At 64.1% G+C, this 19,333-nt stretch carries 18 protein-coding genes; 8 read left to right on the top strand and 10 right to left on the bottom strand.

Annotation, left to right across the window (positions count from 1 at the left end; all coding sequences use genetic code 11):
- Positions 1-60 precede the first annotated feature (60 nt).
- Both recN and ACTJLC_RS04720 read right to left on the bottom strand, forming a co-directional pair.
- Entirely contained in the window at positions 61-1,731 is a 1,671-nt protein-coding gene (gene recN, locus ACTJLC_RS04725) for a DNA repair protein RecN (protein ID WP_114161909.1), read from the bottom strand.
- 73 nt (positions 1,732-1,804) lie between these two features.
- Positions 1,805-2,707, bottom strand: a complete 903-nt coding sequence (locus ACTJLC_RS04720) for an NAD kinase (RefSeq protein WP_073428208.1) — start codon at positions 2,705-2,707, stop codon at positions 1,805-1,807.
- 384 nt (positions 2,708-3,091) lie between these two features.
- On the opposite strand from ACTJLC_RS04720, the gene hrcA reads away from it, so the two are divergent.
- The 3 genes from hrcA (at position 3,092) to ACTJLC_RS04705 (ending at position 5,774) form a co-directional block, all read left to right on the top strand.
- Positions 3,092-4,111 (top strand): heat-inducible transcriptional repressor HrcA, encoded by a 1,020-nt coding sequence (gene hrcA / locus ACTJLC_RS04715; protein ID WP_073428207.1) that lies wholly within the window; start codon positions 3,092-3,094, stop codon positions 4,109-4,111.
- 175 nt (positions 4,112-4,286) lie between these two features.
- Complete coding sequence (gene hemH / locus ACTJLC_RS04710) at positions 4,287-5,357, top strand: ferrochelatase (protein ID WP_083084556.1); 1,071 nt, start codon at positions 4,287-4,289, stop codon at positions 5,355-5,357.
- A 9-nt stretch (positions 5,358-5,366) separates the two neighbouring features.
- Positions 5,367-5,774 carry an RNA-binding S4 domain-containing protein gene (locus ACTJLC_RS04705; RefSeq protein WP_073428205.1) on the top strand — a complete coding sequence of 136 codons (408 nt, stop codon included), beginning with the start codon at positions 5,367-5,369 and terminating at the stop codon, positions 5,772-5,774.
- Here ACTJLC_RS04705 and ACTJLC_RS04700 read toward each other — a convergent pair.
- Positions 5,760-5,912, bottom strand: a complete 153-nt coding sequence (locus tag ACTJLC_RS04700; protein WP_167363274.1) for a hypothetical protein — start codon at positions 5,910-5,912, stop codon at positions 5,760-5,762. The two genes, ACTJLC_RS04705 and ACTJLC_RS04700, sit on opposite strands and share 15 nt — an antisense overlap.
- 388 nt (positions 5,913-6,300) lie before the next feature.
- On the opposite strand from ACTJLC_RS04700, the gene grpE reads away from it, so the two are divergent.
- The 5 genes from grpE (at position 6,301) to pabB (ending at position 12,870) form a co-directional block, all read left to right on the top strand.
- The gene (gene grpE / locus ACTJLC_RS04695) at positions 6,301-6,897 is read left to right on the top strand and encodes a nucleotide exchange factor GrpE (RefSeq protein ID WP_073428204.1); all 597 of its coding nucleotides are present in this window, start codon (positions 6,301-6,303) and stop codon (positions 6,895-6,897) included.
- A gap of 42 nt (positions 6,898-6,939) precedes the next feature.
- A complete protein-coding gene (locus ACTJLC_RS04690) occupies positions 6,940-7,386 on the top strand; it encodes a thioredoxin family protein (RefSeq protein ID WP_114161910.1) in 447 nt (148 codons plus the stop codon).
- Between the two features lie 152 nt (positions 7,387-7,538).
- Complete coding sequence (dnaK, locus tag ACTJLC_RS04685) at positions 7,539-9,491, top strand: molecular chaperone DnaK (RefSeq protein ID WP_073428202.1); 1,953 nt, start codon at positions 7,539-7,541, stop codon at positions 9,489-9,491.
- Positions 9,492-9,758: 267 nt separating this feature from the next.
- The gene (dnaJ, locus tag ACTJLC_RS04680) at positions 9,759-10,901 is read left to right on the top strand and encodes a molecular chaperone DnaJ (protein WP_073428201.1); all 1,143 of its coding nucleotides are present in this window, start codon (positions 9,759-9,761) and stop codon (positions 10,899-10,901) included.
- A gap of 25 nt (positions 10,902-10,926) precedes the next feature.
- Positions 10,927-12,870 carry an aminodeoxychorismate synthase component I gene (pabB, locus tag ACTJLC_RS04675; RefSeq protein WP_114163414.1) on the top strand — a complete coding sequence of 648 codons (1,944 nt, stop codon included), beginning with the start codon at positions 10,927-10,929 and terminating at the stop codon, positions 12,868-12,870.
- A gap of 84 nt (positions 12,871-12,954) precedes the next feature.
- Here pabB and panB read toward each other — a convergent pair whose 3' ends face one another.
- From panB to ACTJLC_RS04640, 7 genes are all read right to left on the bottom strand, one after another.
- A complete protein-coding gene (panB, locus tag ACTJLC_RS04670; protein WP_310130503.1) occupies positions 12,955-13,770 on the bottom strand; it encodes a 3-methyl-2-oxobutanoate hydroxymethyltransferase in 816 nt (271 codons plus the stop codon).
- A 36-nt stretch (positions 13,771-13,806) separates the two neighbouring features.
- Entirely contained in the window at positions 13,807-14,487 is a 681-nt protein-coding gene (locus ACTJLC_RS04665; protein WP_073428199.1) for a deoxynucleoside kinase, read from the bottom strand.
- Positions 14,484-15,032 carry a 2-amino-4-hydroxy-6-hydroxymethyldihydropteridine diphosphokinase gene (gene folK, locus ACTJLC_RS04660; protein ID WP_083084550.1) on the bottom strand — a complete coding sequence of 183 codons (549 nt, stop codon included), beginning with the start codon at positions 15,030-15,032 and terminating at the stop codon, positions 14,484-14,486. The genes ACTJLC_RS04665 and folK overlap by 4 nt, the downstream gene beginning before the upstream one ends.
- 48 nt (positions 15,033-15,080) lie before the next feature.
- The gene (pcnB, locus tag ACTJLC_RS04655) at positions 15,081-16,679 is read right to left on the bottom strand and encodes a polynucleotide adenylyltransferase PcnB (RefSeq protein ID WP_310130501.1); all 1,599 of its coding nucleotides are present in this window, start codon (positions 16,677-16,679) and stop codon (positions 15,081-15,083) included.
- A complete protein-coding gene (locus ACTJLC_RS04650; protein ID WP_073428196.1) occupies positions 16,676-17,362 on the bottom strand; it encodes an HAD family hydrolase in 687 nt (228 codons plus the stop codon). The genes pcnB and ACTJLC_RS04650 overlap by 4 nt, the downstream gene beginning before the upstream one ends.
- Positions 17,355-18,116, bottom strand: a complete 762-nt coding sequence (gene hda, locus ACTJLC_RS04645) for a DnaA regulatory inactivator Hda (protein WP_073428195.1) — start codon at positions 18,114-18,116, stop codon at positions 17,355-17,357. The genes ACTJLC_RS04650 and hda overlap by 8 nt, the downstream gene beginning before the upstream one ends.
- Positions 18,117-18,201: 85 nt before the next feature.
- Positions 18,202-19,278, bottom strand: coding sequence for an AI-2E family transporter (locus ACTJLC_RS04640; protein WP_073428194.1), 1,077 nt, complete (start codon positions 19,276-19,278; stop codon positions 18,202-18,204).
- Between the last annotated feature and the right edge of the window lie 55 nt (positions 19,279-19,333).

Genomic DNA, 19,333 nt, shown 5'->3' with positions numbered 1-19,333 from the left:
TTGGCTGGGGGGGCGCGGTTCGGTGCGCCGCTGCGATTCCCCTGTCCTCGCACAATTACGCTACGCCGCCAGCATTTCCTTCGCGTGCTTGCGGGTGGTCGCGGTGATTTCCAGGCCGCCAAGCATGCGCGCGACTTCTTCCACGCGGCTCGCCTTGTCGAGCGAGATCACGCTGCTGACCGTGCCGCCCTTGCCGTTGCCCGCCTTCGCCACCTGGAAATGATGGTCGCCGCGTGCCGCGACCTGCGGCAAGTGCGTCACGCACAACACCTGGCGCGCTTGCCCGAGTTGATGCAGCAAACGCCCGACCACTTCGGCGACGCCGCCGCCGATTCCGGTATCCACTTCGTCGAAGATCAGCGTGGGCGTCGGGCTGGCGGCGCTCGCGATCACCGCCAGCGCGAGGCTGATGCGCGCCAGTTCGCCGCCTGAGGCAACCTTCGCGAGCGGCCGCAGCGGCACGCCGGCATGACCGGCGACGCGGAACTCCACCTGCTCGAGTCCATGTGCGCCGCCTTCGGGTAGCGGCACCAGCGCCACCTCGAAGCTGCCGCCTTTCATCGACAGTTCCTGCATGCCGGTGGTGACCGCCGCGCCGAGCGCCTTGCCGGCTTTGGCGCGCGCTTTCGACAGTTTTTTCGCCTCGGCCAGGAAGGCTTCGCGGGCCTGGGCTTCGGCGGCGTGCAGGCTATCGAGATCGGCGGCGGCGTCGAGCGCGGCCAGTTGCGCGCGGCGCGCTTCGTGTTCCTCGGGCAGCGTTTCGGGCTGCAAGCGGAATTTGCGCGCGGCCGAATGCAATGCGTCCAGACGCTTTTCGACTTGCGCGAGACGGTCCGGGTCGAGTTCGAGCTTTTGCGCGTAATGACTGAGCGAATACGCCGCTTCCTGCAACTGGATCTCGGCCGGCTCGAGCGCGGCCAGCACGTCGTTCAGCGCCGGATCGATCTCGGCCAGGTCGCGCATCTTCGAGATGATCGACGCAAGGTGCGTGATCATCGCCTCGTCCGATTCGGACAGCGCGGCGAGCGCGCCTTGCACGCCGTCGATCAGATTGGCCGAATGCGACAGCCGCCGATGCTCGCTGTTGACCTCCTCCCATTCGCCCGGCTGGGGTGCGAGCTTGTCCAGTTCGGCGAGCTGCCATGCAAGGCGCTCGCGCTCCAGTTGCAACTCGCGGTCGCGCGTTTGCGCGTGCTCGACTGCCTGAACCTTTTCGCGCCACGTGCGCCACGCCCGCGTTACCGACGCGGCGGTCTCGGTCAAACCCGCGTGCGTGTCGAACAGTTCGCGTTGCGCGTCCGGCCGCATCAGCAATTGATGCGCGTGCTGACCGTGGATATCCACCAGCATTTCGCCGACTTCGCGCAGTTGCGCCAGCGTCGCCGCCGTGCCGTTGATGAACGCCCGCGAGCGGCCATTCGCGTCCACCACGCGCCGCAGCATCACCGTGCCGCCGTGTTGGCCGTCGTCGGCGGTGGCCCCGAGCGCCTGCTCGTCGAGCCACTGCTCGACTTGCGCATGCGTCTCGAACTCGGCGGTGATGTCGGCGCGGCTCTCGCCGGTGCGCACCACGCTCGCATCGGCGCGCGCGCCAAGCGCGAGCGCCAGCGCGTCGATCAGGATCGACTTGCCGGCGCCGGTTTCGCCGGAGAAAACGGTAAAGCCGCTGTCGAATTCGAGATCGAGCGCGGCGACGATGACGAAGTCGCGTATCGAGAGATGGCGAAGCATGGAGGTCGTCTGGTGAGCGTGAGATTCAGGGTTCGGCAGCGGCGGCGTTCGCGTTCCAGTGATTGCCGGCCGCTCAGGGTTTGTCGTCTTCTTCGTGTGACGGGTATTCGTTCCAGTGCAGCTTCTTTCGCAGCGTCGCGTAATGGCTGTAGCCGACCGGATGCAGAATCGGCACGGTATGGCGCGAGCGGCGCACTTCGATCGTGTCGCTCAGTTCGAGCGAGGTGAACGACTGCATGTCGAAATTGACGTTCACTTCGCGGCCCGAGACGATCTGAATGCTCACCTTTGAATCGTCCGGCAGCACGATCGGCCGGTTCGACAGCGCGTGCGGCGCGATCGGCACCAGCACGATGCCCTGCAACTGCGGATGCAGGATCGGCCCTTGTGAAGAAAGCGCGTAAGCGGTCGAGCCGGTCGGCGTGGCGACGATCAGGCCGTCGGAACGCTGGTTGTACATGAAGCGCCCGTCCACCGAGACATGCAGTTCCGCCATGCCCGAGAAGCCGCTGCGGTTCACCACCACGTCGTTGAAGGCCAGCGCGTGATAGATCGGGTTGCCGCCGCGCATGATGCGCGCTTCGAGCAGCATGCGTTCCTCGCGCTCGAAGTTGCCGCACAGCATTTGCGGCACGGTCTCGCGCATGTCGGAGATCGGAATGTCGGTAATGAAGCCGAGCCGCCCGTGGTTGATGCCGATCAACGGCGTGCGGTAAGGCGCGAGCTGACGGCCGATGCCGAGCATGGTGCCGTCGCCGCCCAGCACCACGGCGACGTCGGCGCGCGCGCCGATCTCGGCGGGACGCAACGCCGGGTAGTCGGTGATGCCGATTTCAGCGGCCGTCTCGGCTTCGAACACGACGTCGAAGCCGCGCTTCGCGATGCACGCGGCGAGCTCGGTCAGCGGCTCGCCGATGCCCGGCGTGTTGTTGCGCCCGACGAGCGCAACGGTCTTGAACTGGCTGGTTACTTGCATGCCGGCATTACACCATAGGTGGGGCCTGAAAAGAACCGCAGACAGACCCGGTGGCGGGCCGGCTGGAGCGGGCTGTCAGCGTATCGCGCGATTGTCGTTAGAATGGTGAAGCCTTGATGACATGCGCGCCGGGTAAAGTGCGGCGGCGCGCTGCCGTCGGATTCGTCGGACTGGCGGCCGGCGAGGCGCTGTACCGAGCGATGGACTTCGCGCCGCCACTGGATCGCGCGGGCGCAAGAACGCTGGACGAAGCGCCGAACCGCGGGCTGGCACGCGCGCCGCAGCGAATGCGAAACGCCGTCCCGCCGGCTTGCGGCGCGGCCGTTAGGGGCGGGCGCCGTTAGCGCTCGCGGTAGCGCTGTCATTGAGCTAAAATTTTCCGTCATGCTAGATCCTCGCGCACAAACCCTCCTCAAAACGCTGATCGAGCGCTACATCGCCGAAGGTCAGCCGGTCGGCTCGCGCACGTTGTCACGCTATTCCGGCCTCGAACTGAGTCCGGCCACGATCCGCAACGTGATGTCCGATCTCGAGGACCTGGGGCTCGTGATCAGTCCGCATACGTCGGCGGGCCGCATTCCTACTCCGCGCGGCTACCGGCTCTTCGTGGATACGATGCTGACGGTGGAATCCGCCGCGGACGAAGAAGCCGTGATGCGTACCGTCAAGACTACGCTGCAGGCGGGCGAACCGCAGAAAATCGTCGCCGCGGCGGCGAGCGTGCTCTCCAATCTGTCGCAGTTCGCCGGCGTGGTGCTCACACCGCGGCGCAGCCATGTGTTCAAGCAGATCGAATTCATGCGCCTGTCCGACAAGCGCATCCTGCTCATCATCGTGACGCCGGAAGGCGACGTGCAGAACCGCATCATGGCCACCCAGCGCGACTTCTCGCCGTCGCAACTGGTTGAAGCCTCGAATTACATCAACGCGCACTTCGCTGGCCTGTCGTTCGACGAGGTGCGCCGCCGCCTGCGTGAGGAAATCGACGAACTGCGCGGCGACATGACCACGCTGATGCACGCCGCCGTCACCGCCAGCACGGACGAAGCCGACACCGGCGAGACCGTGCTGATTTCCGGCGAGCGCAACCTGCTGGAAGTAGCCGATCTGTCCTCGGACATGGCGCGCTTGCGCAAGCTGTTCGATGTGTTCGACCAAAAGACGAGTCTCCTTCAATTGCTCGACGTGTCGAGCCATGCGGCGGGTGTGCAGATTTTCATCGGCGGCGAGTCGAACCTGGTGCCGATCGAGGAAATGAGCGTCGTCACCGCGCCCTACGAGGTGAACGGCAAGATCGTCGGCACGCTCGGCGTCATCGGGCCGACCCGCATGGCCTACAACCGCGTGATCCCGATCGTGGATATCACGGCGCGTCTGCTTTCCCTCACCCTCAGCCAGCAGTAACACGGCCGCCCATCGCGGCCGCGGAGGTTCGTGCCGCACATGATGCGCGACGGCGCCCGGCTTGCCAATTGGCCGAATGGCCAGGGGTCTCCGGCGGACCTCGCCGGGAACCGCGCCGCTATAATGAATCCCACCTGAACCGACTTTCCGCCCAAAGCGGTTACCCCTCCTGCCTATGCGCTTCGACCTCGAGCGGCCTTCACAGAACGCCACGTCACATCGTGTCGCCGTGCTGCTGATCAATCTCGGCACGCCGGACGCGCCGACGCCGCGCGCGGTCCGCCGCTATCTGGCGCAGTTCCTGTCCGATCCCCGCGTGGTCGAGATTCCCGCCTTGCTCTGGCAGGTGATTCTGCGTCTGCTGATCTTGCCGTTGCGCGGCCGGGCGTCGGCGAAGAAATACGCGGCGGTCTGGATGCCCGAGGGCTCGCCGTTGCGCGTGCATACGGAGAAGCAGGTGGAGGCGTTGCGCCATCTGTTGCAATTGAACGATTACACGGTGCTGGTCGACTACGCGATGCGTTACGGCACGCCCGGCATTCCGGCCATGCTGAACCAGTTGAAGCTGGCGGGCGCCGAGCGCGTGCTGCTCATGCCCATGTATCCGCAATACTCGTCGTCCACCACGGCCACCGCGTTCGACGATGCTTTTTCGGCTCTCAAGCGCATGCGCAACCAGCCGGAAATCCGCACGGTGCGGCATTACGCCGACCATCCGGCCTATATTGCCGCCCTCGCCGCGCAGGTGCGTCAATACTGGCATCAGCATGGCCGGCCTGACTTCGCGGCGGGCGACAAGCTGGTGCTGAGTTTTCACGGCGTGCCCAAGCGCACGCTCGATCTCGGCGATCCGTACCACGAGCAATGCCAGCAGACCGGCGCCTTGTTGATGCAGGCGCTCGAACTGACGCCGGTGGAATGCCGCATTACTTTCCAGTCGCGCTTCGGCAAGGCCGAATGGCTGCAGCCGTACACTGCGCCCACGCTGAAGGAATTGGGCGCGGCGGGCGTGCGGCGTGCTGATGTGTTCTGTCCAGGCTTCACCGCCGATTGCCTGGAAACCATCGAGGAAATCGGCATGGAAGTGCGCGACGAGTTCCTGCATGCGGGCGGCAAGGAGTTTCACCGGATCGCCTGCCTGAATGCGTCGCAAGCGTGGATCGCGGCGCTCGGCGAAATCGTCGCGCAGAATTTGCAAGGCTGGCCGGTGCAGGCGGTGCCGGTGCCGCATACGACAGGGGCTTGACCGAGGCTCATGAATTACAGGATCTCCACTGAACCGGGCGCGAGGCTGCGCATCGACAAATGGCTGTGGGCGGCGCGCTTCTTCAAGACGCGCTCGCTGGCGGCGGACGCGGTCGACAAGGGGCACGTGCGCATCGGCGGCGCGACCGTCAAGCCGAGCAAGGACGTGCGGGTCGGCGATCTGGTCGAGATCGAGATCGAACGGATCGTGTGGCAGGTGGAAGTGCTGGGCGTGTGCGACGTGCGCGGCCCCGCGAGCGTCGCGCAGACGCTTTATGCGGAAACCGGTGAGAGCAAGGTAAAGCGGCAGGCCGAGCAGGAACGGCGCAAGACGTATCGCGAACCGGCCGCCGCATTGCACGGCAGGCCGACCAAGCGCGACCGGCGCACTATCGACAAATTGTCAGGTGGCGGTTAAACAGAACAGTTGTTCCAAGGTCGCGTTCACGCCGCCGTATTCGGTCGTGCGATCGTTGACAGCGCCGGACATGCAGATGGTCGTGGTGCCTGCAATCAGTACCAAGGCGACCACCGAGATTGCAAAGGTCAGTTTCACGGTACTCCCCTCGGGACGTTGCAGGATAGAAACGGGCGTTTCGGTTGGAATTTGAAAAATGTCGGAAAGGCGCTTGTCAGACTAGGGTTAACACGTCTTTTCCGATGCTTTATTGGAGCATAGGCCACTTGTTGGTCGCACTCAATCTCAATCTGATTGCGCCGATCCAATGGTTGTAACGGCGCATTTCCGCCACGCGTCAGCGGCGTGAAAAGTTCGGGCAGAGGCGCTTGAAACGGGTCTTTCCGGCCCCATCTGCGGTGGCGATACGCGGTGACGCGCCCAATCCGCGCCCGGTTGTTGTCGCAATATTGCAACGCACGAATGGCACCGGTTGTTGGGCGCCGCCACCACCGTTGGCTTTTACTTTTTAACGACTTTCAGCGACATGGAAAACACGCAAGAGAACCCGACGAGCCAGAATCCCACGCCCGCCGACGAAGCCGCGCGCCAGGCCGCAGAGGCTCCCGAGGCAACTGCTCCGCAACAGGACGAGGCAGCCGCGGGCGCCGCCGCCGAGGCGCCCGCAGCCGCCGCGCAAGCCGCGCTGGCCGAAGCCGAGGCGAAGATCGCCGAGTTGCAGGAAAGCTTCCTGCGGGCCAAGGCGGAGACCGAGAACGTGCGCCGCCGTGCGCAGGAAGACGTGGCCAAGGCCCATAAATTCGCAATCGAAAATTTCGCTGAGCATCTGCTGCCGGTGGTCGACAGTCTCGAAGCGGCGGTTGCCCACTCGTCCGACGATCTGCAGAAGGTGCGCGAAGGCGTCGAACTCACGTTGCGCCAGCTCAATGGCGCGTTGGAGAAGGGCCGCGTCGTCGCCTTGAACCCGGTGGGCGAGAAGTTCGATCCGCACCGTCATCAGGCGATTTCGATGGTGCCGGCCGACCAGGAGCCGAACACCGTGGTCGCGGTGCTGCAAAAGGGTTTCGTGATCGCCGACCGCGTGCTGCGCCCGGCGCTCGTGACCGTCGCGGCGCCGAAGTAAGCGTCGCGGGGTTCCGGTCAGCCGTTTCGCATAGCCGCCGTCATGATGAACATTCCCGTCGACGCCACCGCCTTCACGGTGTTCGACATGCGGGAACTCAGCGCCGCATCGTTCGACGCCGGGCTCGCGGAAGCGGGGGACGCACTGGCCGTGGTGTTTTTCTGGGGGCTCGACTGCTTCAACTGCGAGATCGCCAAGAAGGCCATGCTGGCGCAGCCCGACGCGATTCGCGCGCTCGGGCTCAAATGGTTTCACAGCAACGTCTACGAGCATCGTGAACTGGGCCGGCGCTTCATGCTTCACGGCGTGCCCACCTGGTTTTTCTTTCACCGCGGCAAGCGGCTCGGCCGGGCGACCGGCTGGCACGGCCTCGGGCAGTTCCAGGCGGCGGTCGCGGCCGCGCGGGACAAGACCCGGGCGGCCAATGCGAGCGGTGCCGCGTCGTCAGACGGCAGTGGCGCGAATTCGGACAAAAGTTCGGCTGATTGAAAAAATTAAAGACCGCATCGCAAAAGAGGTCTTGAAAACGATGCGGACGCACTTATGTTGAGTGCAGGTTATGAATTGAGAGCGGAGCGCCTGACCGCCACACGGCAAAAACGGCGCTTTCCGCAGCGATCAAAGTCAGGAGATTAGTAAAAATGGGCAAAATTATCGGCATCGACCTCGGCACGACCAACTCGTGCGTGGCGATCATGGAAGGCAATTCGGTCAAGGTGATCGAGAACTCGGAAGGTGCGCGCACCACGCCGTCGATCATCGCTTACATGGAAGACGGCGAGATTCTCGTCGGCGCGCCCGCGAAGCGTCAGTCGGTCACGAACCCGAAGAACACGCTGTACGCGGTCAAGCGCCTGATCGGCCGCCGCTTCGAAGAAAAAGAAGTGCAGAAAGACATCGGCCTGATGCCGTACAAGATCATGAAGGCCGATAACGGCGACGCATGGGTCGAAGTGCGCGAGCAGAAGCTGGCGCCGCCGCAAATCTCCGCGGAAGTGCTGCGCAAGATGAAGAAGACGGCTGAAGACTACCTCGGCGAGCCGGTCACCGAAGCGGTGATCACGGTTCCCGCGTACTTCAACGACAGCCAGCGTCAGGCAACCAAGGACGCAGGCCGCATCGCCGGTCTCGAAGTGAAGCGCATCATCAACGAGCCGACCGCGGCCGCGCTCGCATTCGGCCTCGACAAGAACGAGAAGGGCGACCGCAAGATCGCGGTGTACGACCTGGGCGGCGGCACGTTCGACGTGTCGATCATCGAAATCGCGGATGTCGACGGTGAAAAGCAGTTCGAGGTGCTGTCCACGAACGGCGATACGTTCCTCGGCGGTGAGGACTTCGACCAGCGCATCATCGATTACATCATCGGCGAGTTCAAGAAAGAGCAAGGCGTCGATCTGTCGAAAGACGTGCTCGCGCTGCAACGCCTGAAGGAATCGGCGGAAAAGGCCAAGATCGAGCTGTCGTCGAGCCAGCAAACCGAAATCAACCTGCCGTACATCACGGCCGACGCGTCGGGTCCGAAGCACTTGAACCTGAAAATCACGCGTGCGAAGCTCGAGGCGCTGGTCGAGGAGCTGATCGAGCGCACGATCGAACCGTGCCGCGTGGCGATCAAGGACGCGGGCGTGAAGGTCGGCGAAATCGACGACGTGATTCTGGTCGGCGGTATGACGCGCATGCCGAAGGTGCAGGAAAAGGTCAAGGAATTCTTCGGCAAGGATCCGCGCCGCGACGTGAACCCGGACGAAGCCGTGGCCGTTGGCGCCGCGATTCAAGGCCAGGTTCTGTCGGGCGACCGCAAGGACGTGCTGCTGCTCGACGTGACCCCGCTGTCGCTCGGCATCGAAACGCTCGGCGGCGTGATGACGAAGATGATCAACAAGAACACCACGATCCCGACCAAGCACGCGCAGGTCTATTCGACGGCCGACGACAATCAGGGCGCCGTGACGATCAAGGTGTTCCAGGGCGAACGCGAAATGGCGGCCGGCAACAAGCTGCTGGGCGAGTTCAACCTCGAAGGCATTCCGCCGGCGCCGCGCGGCACGCCGCAGATCGAAGTGAGCTTCGACATCGACGCGAACGGCATTCTGCATGTCGGCGCGAAAGACAAGGCGACCGGCAAGGAAAACCGCATCACGATCAAGGCGAACTCGGGTCTGTCCGAAGCCGAGATCGAGAAGATGGTGAAGGACGCAGAAGCGAACGCGGAAGAAGATCACAAGCTGCGTGAGCTGGCCGACGCCCGCAACCAGGGCGACGCGCTGGTCCACAGCACGAAGAAGGCGCTCACCGAATACGGCGACAAGCTGGAAGCCGCCGAGAAGGAAAAGATCGAAACCGCGTTGAAGGAGCTCGAAGAGGCGCTGAAGAGCGGTTCGAGCGACAAGGCGACGATCGAAGCCAAGATCGAAGCGGTAGCCACGGCCTCGCAGAAGATGGGCGAGAAGATGTACGCCGACATGCAGGCAGCGCAAGGCGCTGAAGCCGCGGCAGCGGGCGCGGCTGGCGCGGGTGCATCGGCGGGCGGCGCGAGCCAGCAGCAGGACGACGTGGTCGACGCCGAGTTCAAGGAAGTCAAGAAAGACTAAAGCCAGGTCGCATTTCGACCGTAAAGCCGCACACAGCGATGTGTGCGGCCCGGCTGCACAAGGGGACCGAGCCGTTCTGGTCTCGCGAACGTGCAAGAGCGGTTATCTCGCCTGGCGAGCCTTTTGGGCTCTCCGGGCACATTTGTTTTATGGAGGGCGTTGTTTTAGCCGCCTGAAAGCGGCGTGAACAGCGGCCGGACGAGTCGTGAGACTCCAGCATTCAAGAGGAGCCACCGCGCCGTATTGCGCGAGTGGCGTTGAACCGATATGGCGAAACGGGATTACTACGAGGTTCTGGGCGTTGCGAAGAACGCGAGCGACGACGAAATCAAGAAGGCTTATCGCAAGCTTGCGATGAAGCACCACCCTGACCGCAATCCGGACAACAAGGATGCGGAAGGGCATTTCAAGGAGGTGAAGGAAGCCTATGAAATGCTCTCGGACTCGCAAAAGCGTGCCGCGTACGATCAGTACGGCCACGCCGGCGTCGATCCGAATATGGGCGGAGCCGGTGCGCAGGGCTTCGGCGGTTTTGCCGATGCGTTCGGCGATATTTTCGGCGACATCTTCGGTCAGGCGGCCGGCGGCGCCGCACGCGGCGGTGGCGGCCGGGCCGGCCCGCAGGTCTATCGCGGCGCGGATCTGCGCTACAGCATGGAAATCACGCTGGAACAGGCCGCGCACGGCTACGACACGCAGATTCGCGTGCCGAGCTGGGTATCGTGCGAAGTCTGTCACGGCTCGGGTGCGAAGCCCGGCACCAAGCCCGAAACCTGCCCGACCTGTAGCGGCTCCGGTGCGGTGCGCATGTCGCAGGGCTTTTTCAGCATCCAGCAGACTTGCCCGAAATGCCACGGCACCGGCACCTATATTCCCGAGCCCTGCGCCCACTGCCACGGCGCCGGCAAGGTGAAGGAAACCAAGACGCTCGAAGTGAAGATTCCGGCAGGTATCGACGACGGCATGCGCATCCGCTCCGCCGGCAACGGCGAGCCGGGTATCAACGGCGGTCCGTCGGGCGATCTGTACGTCGAGATTCACATCAAGCAGCATTCGGTATTCGAACGCGACGGCGACGATTTGCATTGCCAGATGCCGATTCCCTTCACCACGGCGGCGCTCGGCGGCGAGATCGAAGTGCCCACGCTGGCGGGGCGCGCCAGCTTCACGGTGCCGGAGGGCACGCAGTCGGGCAAGACGTTCCGTCTGCGCGGCAAGGGTATCAAGGGGCTGCGTTCCAGCATTGCCGGCGATCTGTACGTGCACGTGCAAGTGGAAACGCCGGTCAAGCTCACCGAGTCGCAGCGCGAGTTGCTTCAGCAGTTCGAGAAGGCGCTGGTGGAAGGCGGCGCGCGGCATAGTCCCCAAAGCAAAAGCTGGTTCGACCGGGTGAAGAGCTTCTTCGATTGATGGCGGTTTGATTTTGGCGGTCAGCATGACGGCGGATGAGCGCGACGCGGTTTTCGCATTGCTCGACGATTGCGACGCGACGGCGGCGCGGCGCTCGAGCCGTCTCTACACGGGTTTTTCGCATGAGCTCGTTTGTGCGGATTCCGCGCAGCTCGAAGCCGTGTGTGAAACCGTGGCTGCCGAGAGCCGGCGCGGATTGCATGCCATCGTGCTGGCCGACTATGAATTCGGCCGTAATCTGCTTCTCGACGGGAATTCCCGGCACTTCATGAAAACGCAGCGTGGCGATGCCGCGCTGCGTTTTTTATTGTTCGAACGTTGCGAGAAACTTTCGCGCGACGAGGTCGACGCGTGGCTCATGGCGCGCGATGGCGGCGCGCTTGAGCCCTCAGTGGCGGGCACGGCCAACGTGAGCGCGAGCGTCGATGCGGCGCAATTCAACCAGGCGATCGACGCGATCCATGCCGCCTTGCGCGCGGGCGATTCCTATCAGGTCAACTACACCTATCGGCTCGGCTTCGATGTGTTCGGCTCGCCCGCGGCGCTGTATCGGCGCTTGAGAACCCGGCAGCCGGTTCGGTACGGCGCGCTGATCGCGTTGCCGGCAAATCGTTGGGTGCTGTCGTGCTCGCCGGAACTTTTCATCGAGAAGGCAGGTTCGACGTTGCGCGCCCGGCCGATGAAAGGCACGGCGTCGCGCTCGGCCGATCCGGCGGCCGATCGCGCCGCGGCCGAATTCCTCGGCAACGATCCGAAAAACCGCGCCGAAAACGTGATGATCGTCGACCTGCTGCGCAACGATCTTTCGCGGGTCGCGCAAACGGGGTCCGTCAAAGTGCCTGCACTGTTTTCCGTCGAGCCATATGCCTCGGTTTGGCAGATGACATCCACGGTGCAGGCAACGTTGCGCGCGGGCACCTCGTTCGCCGAAATCATGCGCGCGCTGTTTCCGTGCGGCTCGATCACCGGCGCGCCGAAGCATCGCACGATGCAGTTGATCGACGAGCTCGAAAGCACGCCGCGCGATCTTTACACAGGGGCGATCGGTTGGCTCGATGCGCCGGCGCCTGGCCACGACGAGGCCGCCACGTCGTCCGCATCGAATCCCGACGCACGCGAAAACGCCTGCGGCGACTTCTGCCTGTCGGTCGCGATCCGCACCTTGGTTCTCAAGCCGACGACGGCCCGGTCAGCCGAACTGCAAGGCAAGCTCGGCATCGGCGCGGGCATCGTGCTCGACAGCGTCCCCGCCGACGAATATGCGGAATGCCAATTGAAGGCGCGCTTCCTGACCGGCGCCGACCCTGGCTTCGAGCTATTCGAAACGATGCACGCGACGCGGGAAGAGGGCGTGCGATATCTGTCGCGGCATTTCGCGCGGCTCTCGTCGAGCGCGGCGGCGCTGGGCTTCGGACTCGGCGAGGAAAGCGAACTTCGCGCGCAGCTTGCAGCGAAATGCGAGGCGCTGCCGCCGCAAACCCCGCACCGCATGCGGCTCGCATTGAGCAAAAACGGCGCGATTCACATCACCGCCGCGGTGCTGACGCCGCTAGCCCGCTCAGACTCCGACCAAACGGTCGGCGTACTGCTCGGCCCGGACCACAATTTTCCCGCCACACGAGCCGACGACGCGCTGCTGCGCCACAAGACCACGCGCCGGGCCGAATACGATCGAGGCTGGCGTGAAGCCGAAGCGAAGGGCGCATTCGACACGCTGTTTTTCAACGAGCGGGGCGAGCTGACCGAAGGCGGCCGCTCGAATGTCTTTGTGAAGCTGGCAGGGCGGTGGTGGACGCCGCCGCTCGCGTCGGGCGTGCTGCCCGGCGTGATGCGAAGCGTGTTGCTGGAAGAGGATTCGGGCCTGCGAGCGGCTGAAAAAATACTTACGCGGGCCGACGTGCTGAACGCCGAAGCATTGCTGATCTGCAACGCGTTGCGCGGCGCGTTGCCGGCGCGGATCGTCCGCTAAAACCGGAACGCGGAGCCACCCGCGCGCGTCCGCAAAAACAAACCGCGGCCTCGGCGACCGAACCGCCGAGCCGCGACAGTCAAATCAGAACATGTGCTCAGGCCCAGGAAACGAGCCGTCCTTCACCGCGCGCACATACGCTTCCACCGCGGCCAGAATGCTCGGCTGGCCGTGCATGAAATCCTTCACGAAGCGTGGCCGCTTGCCGGGGAAAATGCCCAGCATGTCGTGCAGCACCAGCACCTGACCCGAGCAATCCAGACCCGCGCCGATGCCGATCGTCGGAATCCGCAGTTGTTTCGTCACTTCGCTCGCGAGCAGCGTCGGAACCGCCTCGATCACGATCAATTGCGCGCCGGCATTTTGCACCGCAAGCGAATCGCGCAGCAGCTGGCTCGCGCCCGCCTCGGTTTTTCCTTGCACCTTGAAGCCGCCGAACGCGTGCACCGACTGCGGCGTGAGCCCAACGTGCGCGCACACGGGAATCGAGCGCTCGACCAGAAAACGCACCGTGTCCGCGAGCCATTCGCCGCCTTCGAGCTTCACCATCTGCGCGCCGGCGCGCATCAATTCCACCGAACTGCGGAAGGCATCTTCCGCCGTACCGTAGGTGCCGAACGGCAAGTCGGCGACCACTAGCGCCGAAGGCCGCACCCGCGCGACGCTCGCGGTGTGATACGCGATGTCCGCCAACGTTACCGGCAATGTGGTCGTCTGACCTTGCAACACGTTGCCGAGCGAATCGCCGATCAACATGACGTCGACGCTCGCGCGATCCAGCAACGCGGCGAAGCTCGCGTCGTAACACGTGAGCATGGCGATCTTTTCGCCGGCATCGCGCATTGCCTGCAGTTTCGGCACGGTGATGGCGTTCCGGCTCGCATCCTGCAAATAGGTCATGGGTCAATCCGTTGAAAAAAGAGGTGGCCGAGCCGCTTAAAGCGACGTGCCTTTGACAAAGAATTCCTTGCGGCCGCGCATGGTTTCGATGCGTTCGGCGAGCAGCGCAAGGTCCGCGTCCGAGTCGAGCGGATTCAGATGTTCGGCGTTGACCGTCAACACGGGCGTGCTGTCGTAGTGATAGAAGAACTCGTTGTAGGCGTCGCACAGCGCGTGCAGATACGCATCGGAAATCTGCAGTTCCATCGGCACGGCGCGCTTTTGAATGCGCGCGAACAGCACCTCGGGACTGGCCTGCAGATAGACCACGAAGTCCGGCGCCGGCGCGCTCACCTCGAGCCGCGCGGCGAGCGCGCGATACAGGTGCCACTCGTCCTCCTGCAGCGTCAGACGCGCGAAGATGTCGTTCTTCTGCGTCATGAAATCGGCGATCAGCGGCGTGCCCGACACATGCGCCACGCTCACTTCCTGCGCCTGCTGAGCGCGTTGCAACGCGAAGTGCAACTGCGCGGGCAATGCGTAACGCGTGGTGTCGCGATAAAAGCGTTCGAGAAAGGGATTGTCCTGCGGCCGCTCGAACATTTCCTGCATCGACCAGCGTTGCGCGAGGCGCCGCGCGAGCGACGTCTTGCCGACGCCGATCGGCCCTTCGATCGCGAGATAGCCGAACGGAGGCCGCAGATGCGGCGCGGTGACGGTAAGCGGTGGAGAATTCATTCGCAGCGGCCTTTGCTGTCCGTGCCGGCGCCTGTCGCGAACGCATTGAGCATCGGACACTGGCAGGTTGATTTGACCTTTTCGATGCGCTGATCGGCGACGCCGGCGAGCAACCCGTCCGCGCGGCCATGCTGCGGGATGATGAGCGCCGCGTCGATTTCGATCAGCGGCACGAGCGCAAAGGCGCGTTCGATCAGACGCGGATGCGGCACGATCAGATCGGGTTCGTCGATCGATTGATCGCCGTAGAGCAGGATGTCGAGATCGAGCGTGCGCGGTGCGTTGCGAAACGGCCGTTCACGGCCGAACTGATGCTCGATCTTGTGGCACAGCGCAAGCAGGTGCCGCACGGGGAGCGCCGTTTCGATCTTCACGGCGCAATTGAAATAATCGTCACCGCCCGCGTCGATCGGGGCAGTGCGATACAGGCTCGACTTGGCGAGCACGGTGATGGCGTGCTGTTGTGCGAGGCACACCACCGCGTCTTTCAGGGTCTGGCGCGCGTCCCCGAGATTCGCGCCGAGGCCGAGATAAGCAACCGTCATGGCATAACTTCCTGCAACTATCGTTCGACGGCTTCAGCGAACGCGAGGTCAGTTTTCGTGCGAACCGTCATGGCCCGCTTCGTTGGCTGTGCGTTCGGCTGGCGTGCCGCCCTCCATTCCGTCGCCCGCATTGCGGTTCCTGGCGCCACTGCTGCGCCGCCGTCGTTTTCGGGGACTCCGGTCCTTCCCGCCTTGCGTGAGCAAGGCCTCACGCGCCGCGACGTCTCCTTCGATGAACTCCGTCCACCACGCACCGACCGACTCGTCGAGTTCACCCGATTCGCAGCGCAACAGGAGGAAATCATACCCCGCTCTAAATCTTTGGTGTTCCAGCAGCTTCAGCGCGCTCCTTCCCGAGCGTTTTTCGAGGCGCAACTGCAGGCCCCAGATTTCGCGCATGTCCGCCGAAAAGCGCTTATGGATCGCAAGTTTCCCGGTTTGCATATCGAGGACTTCGTCCATCGCGCGATGCAGCGCGGGCACCGGATATTCACCGTTCGCTTCAAATTTCTGCCAGCGCTGCTGCACGTCGTGCCACAGCAGCGTGGCGAACAGGAAGCCGGGCGACACCGGTTTGCCGGCGCGCACTCGGGCATCCGTGTTGGTGAGTGCAAGCGTGATGAATTTTTCGCCGGTGGGTTGCTCCAGCACCACATCGAGCAACGGCAGCAGGCCATGATGCAGGCCTTCCCGGCGCAGACGCTTCAGGCAGGCGAGCGCGTGGCCCGACAGCATCAGCTTGAGCATCTCGTCGAAAAGACGCGCGGCGGGCACGTTGTTGATCAGATCCGCCATGTCGGCGATCGGCGCGCGCGTCGTGTGCTCGATCTCGAAGTCGAGCTTCGCGGCAAAACGCACCACGCGCAGCATGCGCACCGGATCCTCGCGATAACGCGTGGCCGGGTCGCCAATCATGCGCAAGAGGCGCGCGCGCATGTCGGCCATGCCGTTGTGATAATCCAGCACGGTTTGCGTGGCCGGATCGTAGTACATCGCGTTGATCGTGAAATCGCGGCGCGTGGCGTCTTCGTGCTGCTCGCCCCAGACGTTGTCGCGCAGCACGCGCCCGCTCGCGTCCACGGCGTGCGTGCGGCGGTCGAGTTCGTCGCGCTTCAGGCGGCGCTGCGGCGGCGCGTCGGCGGCCGGCGGATCGACCAGCGCGCGGAACGTGGAGGTTTCGATGATTTCCTGGCCGAACTGCACGTGCACGATCTGAAACCGCCGGCCGATGATGCGCGCGCGGCGAAACAGCTTCTGCACCTGTTCGGGCGTGGCGTCCGTGGCGACGTCGAAGTCTTTCGGCTTGATGCCGAGCAGCAGATCGCGCACCGCGCCGCCGACGATGAACGCGCGGTGCCCCGCCTGTTGCAGCCCTTCGGTCACGCGAATCGCGTTTCTCGAGATCAGCGCCTGATCGATGCCGTGCACGTCGTGCGGAATGATGACCGGTACATCGGGATCGGGCACGGTTTTGACCGCCGCGCCGCCGCGGGCGGGTTTGCGGCGTGTCTTGCCGGCGCCTGAGGCGCCTGCTGCATGGCGTGCCGGTGCGCTGCCGGTTTCGTCTGCTTCGGCTTCGGCGGATGGGGTGTCCTCAGCGGGCGCCGAGTCCTGGCCGAATAGCTTGCGGATAAATTTTTTGATCACGTGGATTGAAAGAGTTCGAGGATGCGCCAGCCTTTGGCCTGCGCATGGGCGCGCAATGTGTCGTCGGGATTGGTCGCGATCGGATCGGTGACCTTTTCGAGCAGCGGAATGTCGTTGTGCGAGTCGCTATAGAAATAGCTGCGCTCGAAGTCGCTCCACGTCTTGCCGAGCGAGGCGAGCCACGCCTCGGTGCGCGCGATCTTGCCTTCCTTGTAGCTCGGCATGCCGGTGGGGCGGCCGGTGTACGGCGAATGCGGCTGGCCGTCGACGGTTTCCACTTCGCAGGCGATCAGCGTGTCGACGCCGAACGCTTGCGCGATCGGACGGGTGATGAATTCGTTGGTGGCCGTGACCACGCAGCAGAGGTCGCCCGCTTCCTGATGTTGCTTCACCAGTTCCAGCGCGACCGGCTGGATCGCCGGTGTGATGACTTCGTGCATGTACTGCGCGTGAAAGTCGGCGAGCTGCGCGCGCGTGTACTTGGCGAGCGGCGTGAGCATGGCGATCAGGTAAGCGTGAATGTCGAGCTGGCCGGCTTTGTAGTCGGCGTAAAAGCGGTCGTTTTCACGGGCGAAATTGTCGGCGTCGACCATGCCGTGTTTCACCATAAAGCGGCCCCATTCGTGGTCGCTGTCAGTGGGAATGAGGGTGTGGTCGAGATCGAAGAGTGCGAGATTAGCCATGAGGGCCTATTTTACTTGAAGCGGCGGGTGACGCAGACGAAGCGGACGCCGCGCGCCGTTCGTCGGCGTCCGGCTTGGCGAGCATGGTGCGCAAAAGCGGCAGCGTGACGGCGCGCTTCTGTTCGAGCGAGAAGCGGTCGAGCGCGTCGAGCAGCGCCATCAGGCTCGGCATGTCCCGGCGAAAATGCGTGAGCAGGTAGGCGGGCACGTCGTCGGCGAGCATGATGCCGCGCTCGCGCGCCGCGTGCTTCAGCACGGCGGCCTTGTCTTCGTCCGGCAGCGGCGCCAGATGGAACACGAGGCCCCAGCCGAGCCGCGTGCGCAAATCCTCGCGCACCGTCATGCCGATCGGCGGCGCGTTGCCCGCGGCGACCAGCGCGCTCGTGGGATGCGCGCGCACTTCGTTGAAGAGATTGAACACGGCGATCTGCTGCGCGGCCGACAAAGCGTCGCAATCGTCGATCGCATACAGCGCGACGCGCGGGTCGAACGTGAAGGCGGCGAGACTGCTCTGGGGACCCGCATAGCGCGCATGGCCCGGCGGCGCTTCGTGCACCAGCGCCTGCAAAAGATGCGTGCGGCCACTGCCGGCTTCGCCCCAGATATAGAAGGTGCGATCGGCCACCGGCCCGGCCGCGAGCGCGTTGTCGAGCTCGCGCAGCCGCGTGACCAGTTCGGCGTTGGCGCCGGCGAAGAAATTATCGAATGTCGATGGCGGCGGGGTGCCGAGATCGAGCGTCAGTTGACGAAGCACAGTAGGTTGATGCCGAAAATGAGGCTTGGGCCGCGAATGGCCCGAACCTCGGGCCCTAAACAGTCGATGACAAGTCAATGACCCGTCAGTTGTTGTAAAGCGTGCTCGTCAGATAGCTTTGCCGCAACTCGCGCATCGCCACCGAGAGAATCGCGCTGACCGGCAGCGCCAGCAACACGCCGAAAAAGCCGAACAGCTGGCCGAACGCAAGCAGCGCGAAGATGACCGCAAGCGGGTGCAGGCCAATGCGTTCGCCGACGAGGCGCGGCGTGAGAAAGAAGCTCTCCACGATCTGGCCGACGCCGTAAATCAGCGCGACCGCGCCGAAGCCATACCAGTCGCCGAATTGCAGGAGCGCCGCGAGCAGCGCCAGCGCGAGACCGGTGGCGAAACCGATGTACGGGATGAACACCGCGAGACCCGTGAAAATGCCGACCGGCAACGCGATCTCGAAGCGGGCGATGGTCAGCGCGACCGCGTAGTACACGGCGAGCACGCCCATGACGAGCAACTGGCCGCGCAGGTATTGCGACAGCATCTGGTCCATGTCGCGCGCGAGTTGCAGCGTCTTGTCGAGCCAGCGGCGCGGCACGACGGCCTGCATGCGCGCGAGCATGCGATTCCAGTCGTACAGCAGATAGAACAGCACGAGCGGCACCATCACGACGTTGCCGACCACCGTCATCATGACGTTGCCGCTGGTGCGCACGGAGGTCCACACGTAAAGCGCGACGGTTTGCGCGCTGCCTTCCAGTTGCCCCATCACGAGATCGCGGATGCTGGCGAAATCGAGCGAATCGGCAAGGCCCAGCAGCGCGAGTTTCGGTTGCAGCCACGCGTTGATATGCGTGAACAGCACCGGAACCTGCTGCCTGAGTTGCGGCGCTTCTTTCTGGACGACGGCCAGCACCAGCAGTACGAGCATGGTCATGAGGAGCGTGAACAGCAGCATCATCAGCAACGCGGCGACGGCGCGCGGCACACGCCGGCGCACCATCCACGCGACGCCAGGCTGAAGAATGTACGCGAGAATCGCGCCGAGCAGAAACGGTGTGAGGACCGGGCTCAGGAGCCACAGCAAAATGCCGACGCCCAGTGCGATGGCCAGCCAGATGAAGGCGCGGCGCTGAACGGGCGTCAGGATCGAGGAGTTCTGTTGCAAAGTTTGTTTCCCAGGTGTCGTCGGAACGCGTGAAATCCAGCCAACCGGCCGGCAT

This window comes from Paraburkholderia sp. 22099, from assembly GCF_052045835.1.
GTDB lineage: Bacteria > Pseudomonadota > Gammaproteobacteria > Burkholderiales > Burkholderiaceae > Paraburkholderia > Paraburkholderia terricola.
The sequence above is the reverse complement of the archived record's forward strand: the minus strand, read 5'-3'. Positions and strand labels throughout refer to the sequence as shown.

Bases quoted from the DNA above. Each gene is read 5' to 3' on its own strand.
- pabB (WP_114163414.1), top strand. From the start codon at position 10,927: ATGACGGCGGATGAGCGCGACGCGGTTTTCGCATTGCTCGACGATTGC.
- ACTJLC_RS04650 (WP_073428196.1), bottom strand. From the start codon at position 17,362: ATGGCTAATCTCGCACTCTTCGATCTCGACCACACCCTCATTCCCACT.
- dnaJ (WP_073428201.1), top strand. From the start codon at position 9,759: ATGGCGAAACGGGATTACTACGAGGTTCTGGGCGTTGCGAAGAACGCG.
- grpE (WP_073428204.1), top strand. From the start codon at position 6,301: ATGGAAAACACGCAAGAGAACCCGACGAGCCAGAATCCCACGCCCGCC.
- folK (WP_083084550.1), bottom strand. From the start codon at position 15,032: ATGACGGTTGCTTATCTCGGCCTCGGCGCGAATCTCGGGGACGCGCGC.
- dnaK (WP_073428202.1), top strand. From the start codon at position 7,539: ATGGGCAAAATTATCGGCATCGACCTCGGCACGACCAACTCGTGCGTG.
- hemH (WP_083084556.1), top strand. From the start codon at position 4,287: ATGCGCTTCGACCTCGAGCGGCCTTCACAGAACGCCACGTCACATCGT.
- panB (WP_310130503.1), bottom strand. From the start codon at position 13,770: ATGACCTATTTGCAGGATGCGAGCCGGAACGCCATCACCGTGCCGAAA.
- hrcA (WP_073428207.1), top strand. From the start codon at position 3,092: ATGCTAGATCCTCGCGCACAAACCCTCCTCAAAACGCTGATCGAGCGC.
- ACTJLC_RS04720 (WP_073428208.1), bottom strand. From the start codon at position 2,707: ATGCAAGTAACCAGCCAGTTCAAGACCGTTGCGCTCGTCGGGCGCAAC.
- ACTJLC_RS04705 (WP_073428205.1), top strand. From the start codon at position 5,367: ATGAATTACAGGATCTCCACTGAACCGGGCGCGAGGCTGCGCATCGAC.
- ACTJLC_RS04690 (WP_114161910.1), top strand. From the start codon at position 6,940: ATGATGAACATTCCCGTCGACGCCACCGCCTTCACGGTGTTCGACATG.
- recN (WP_114161909.1), bottom strand. From the start codon at position 1,731: ATGCTTCGCCATCTCTCGATACGCGACTTCGTCATCGTCGCCGCGCTC.
- ACTJLC_RS04665 (WP_073428199.1), bottom strand. From the start codon at position 14,487: ATGAATTCTCCACCGCTTACCGTCACCGCGCCGCATCTGCGGCCTCCG.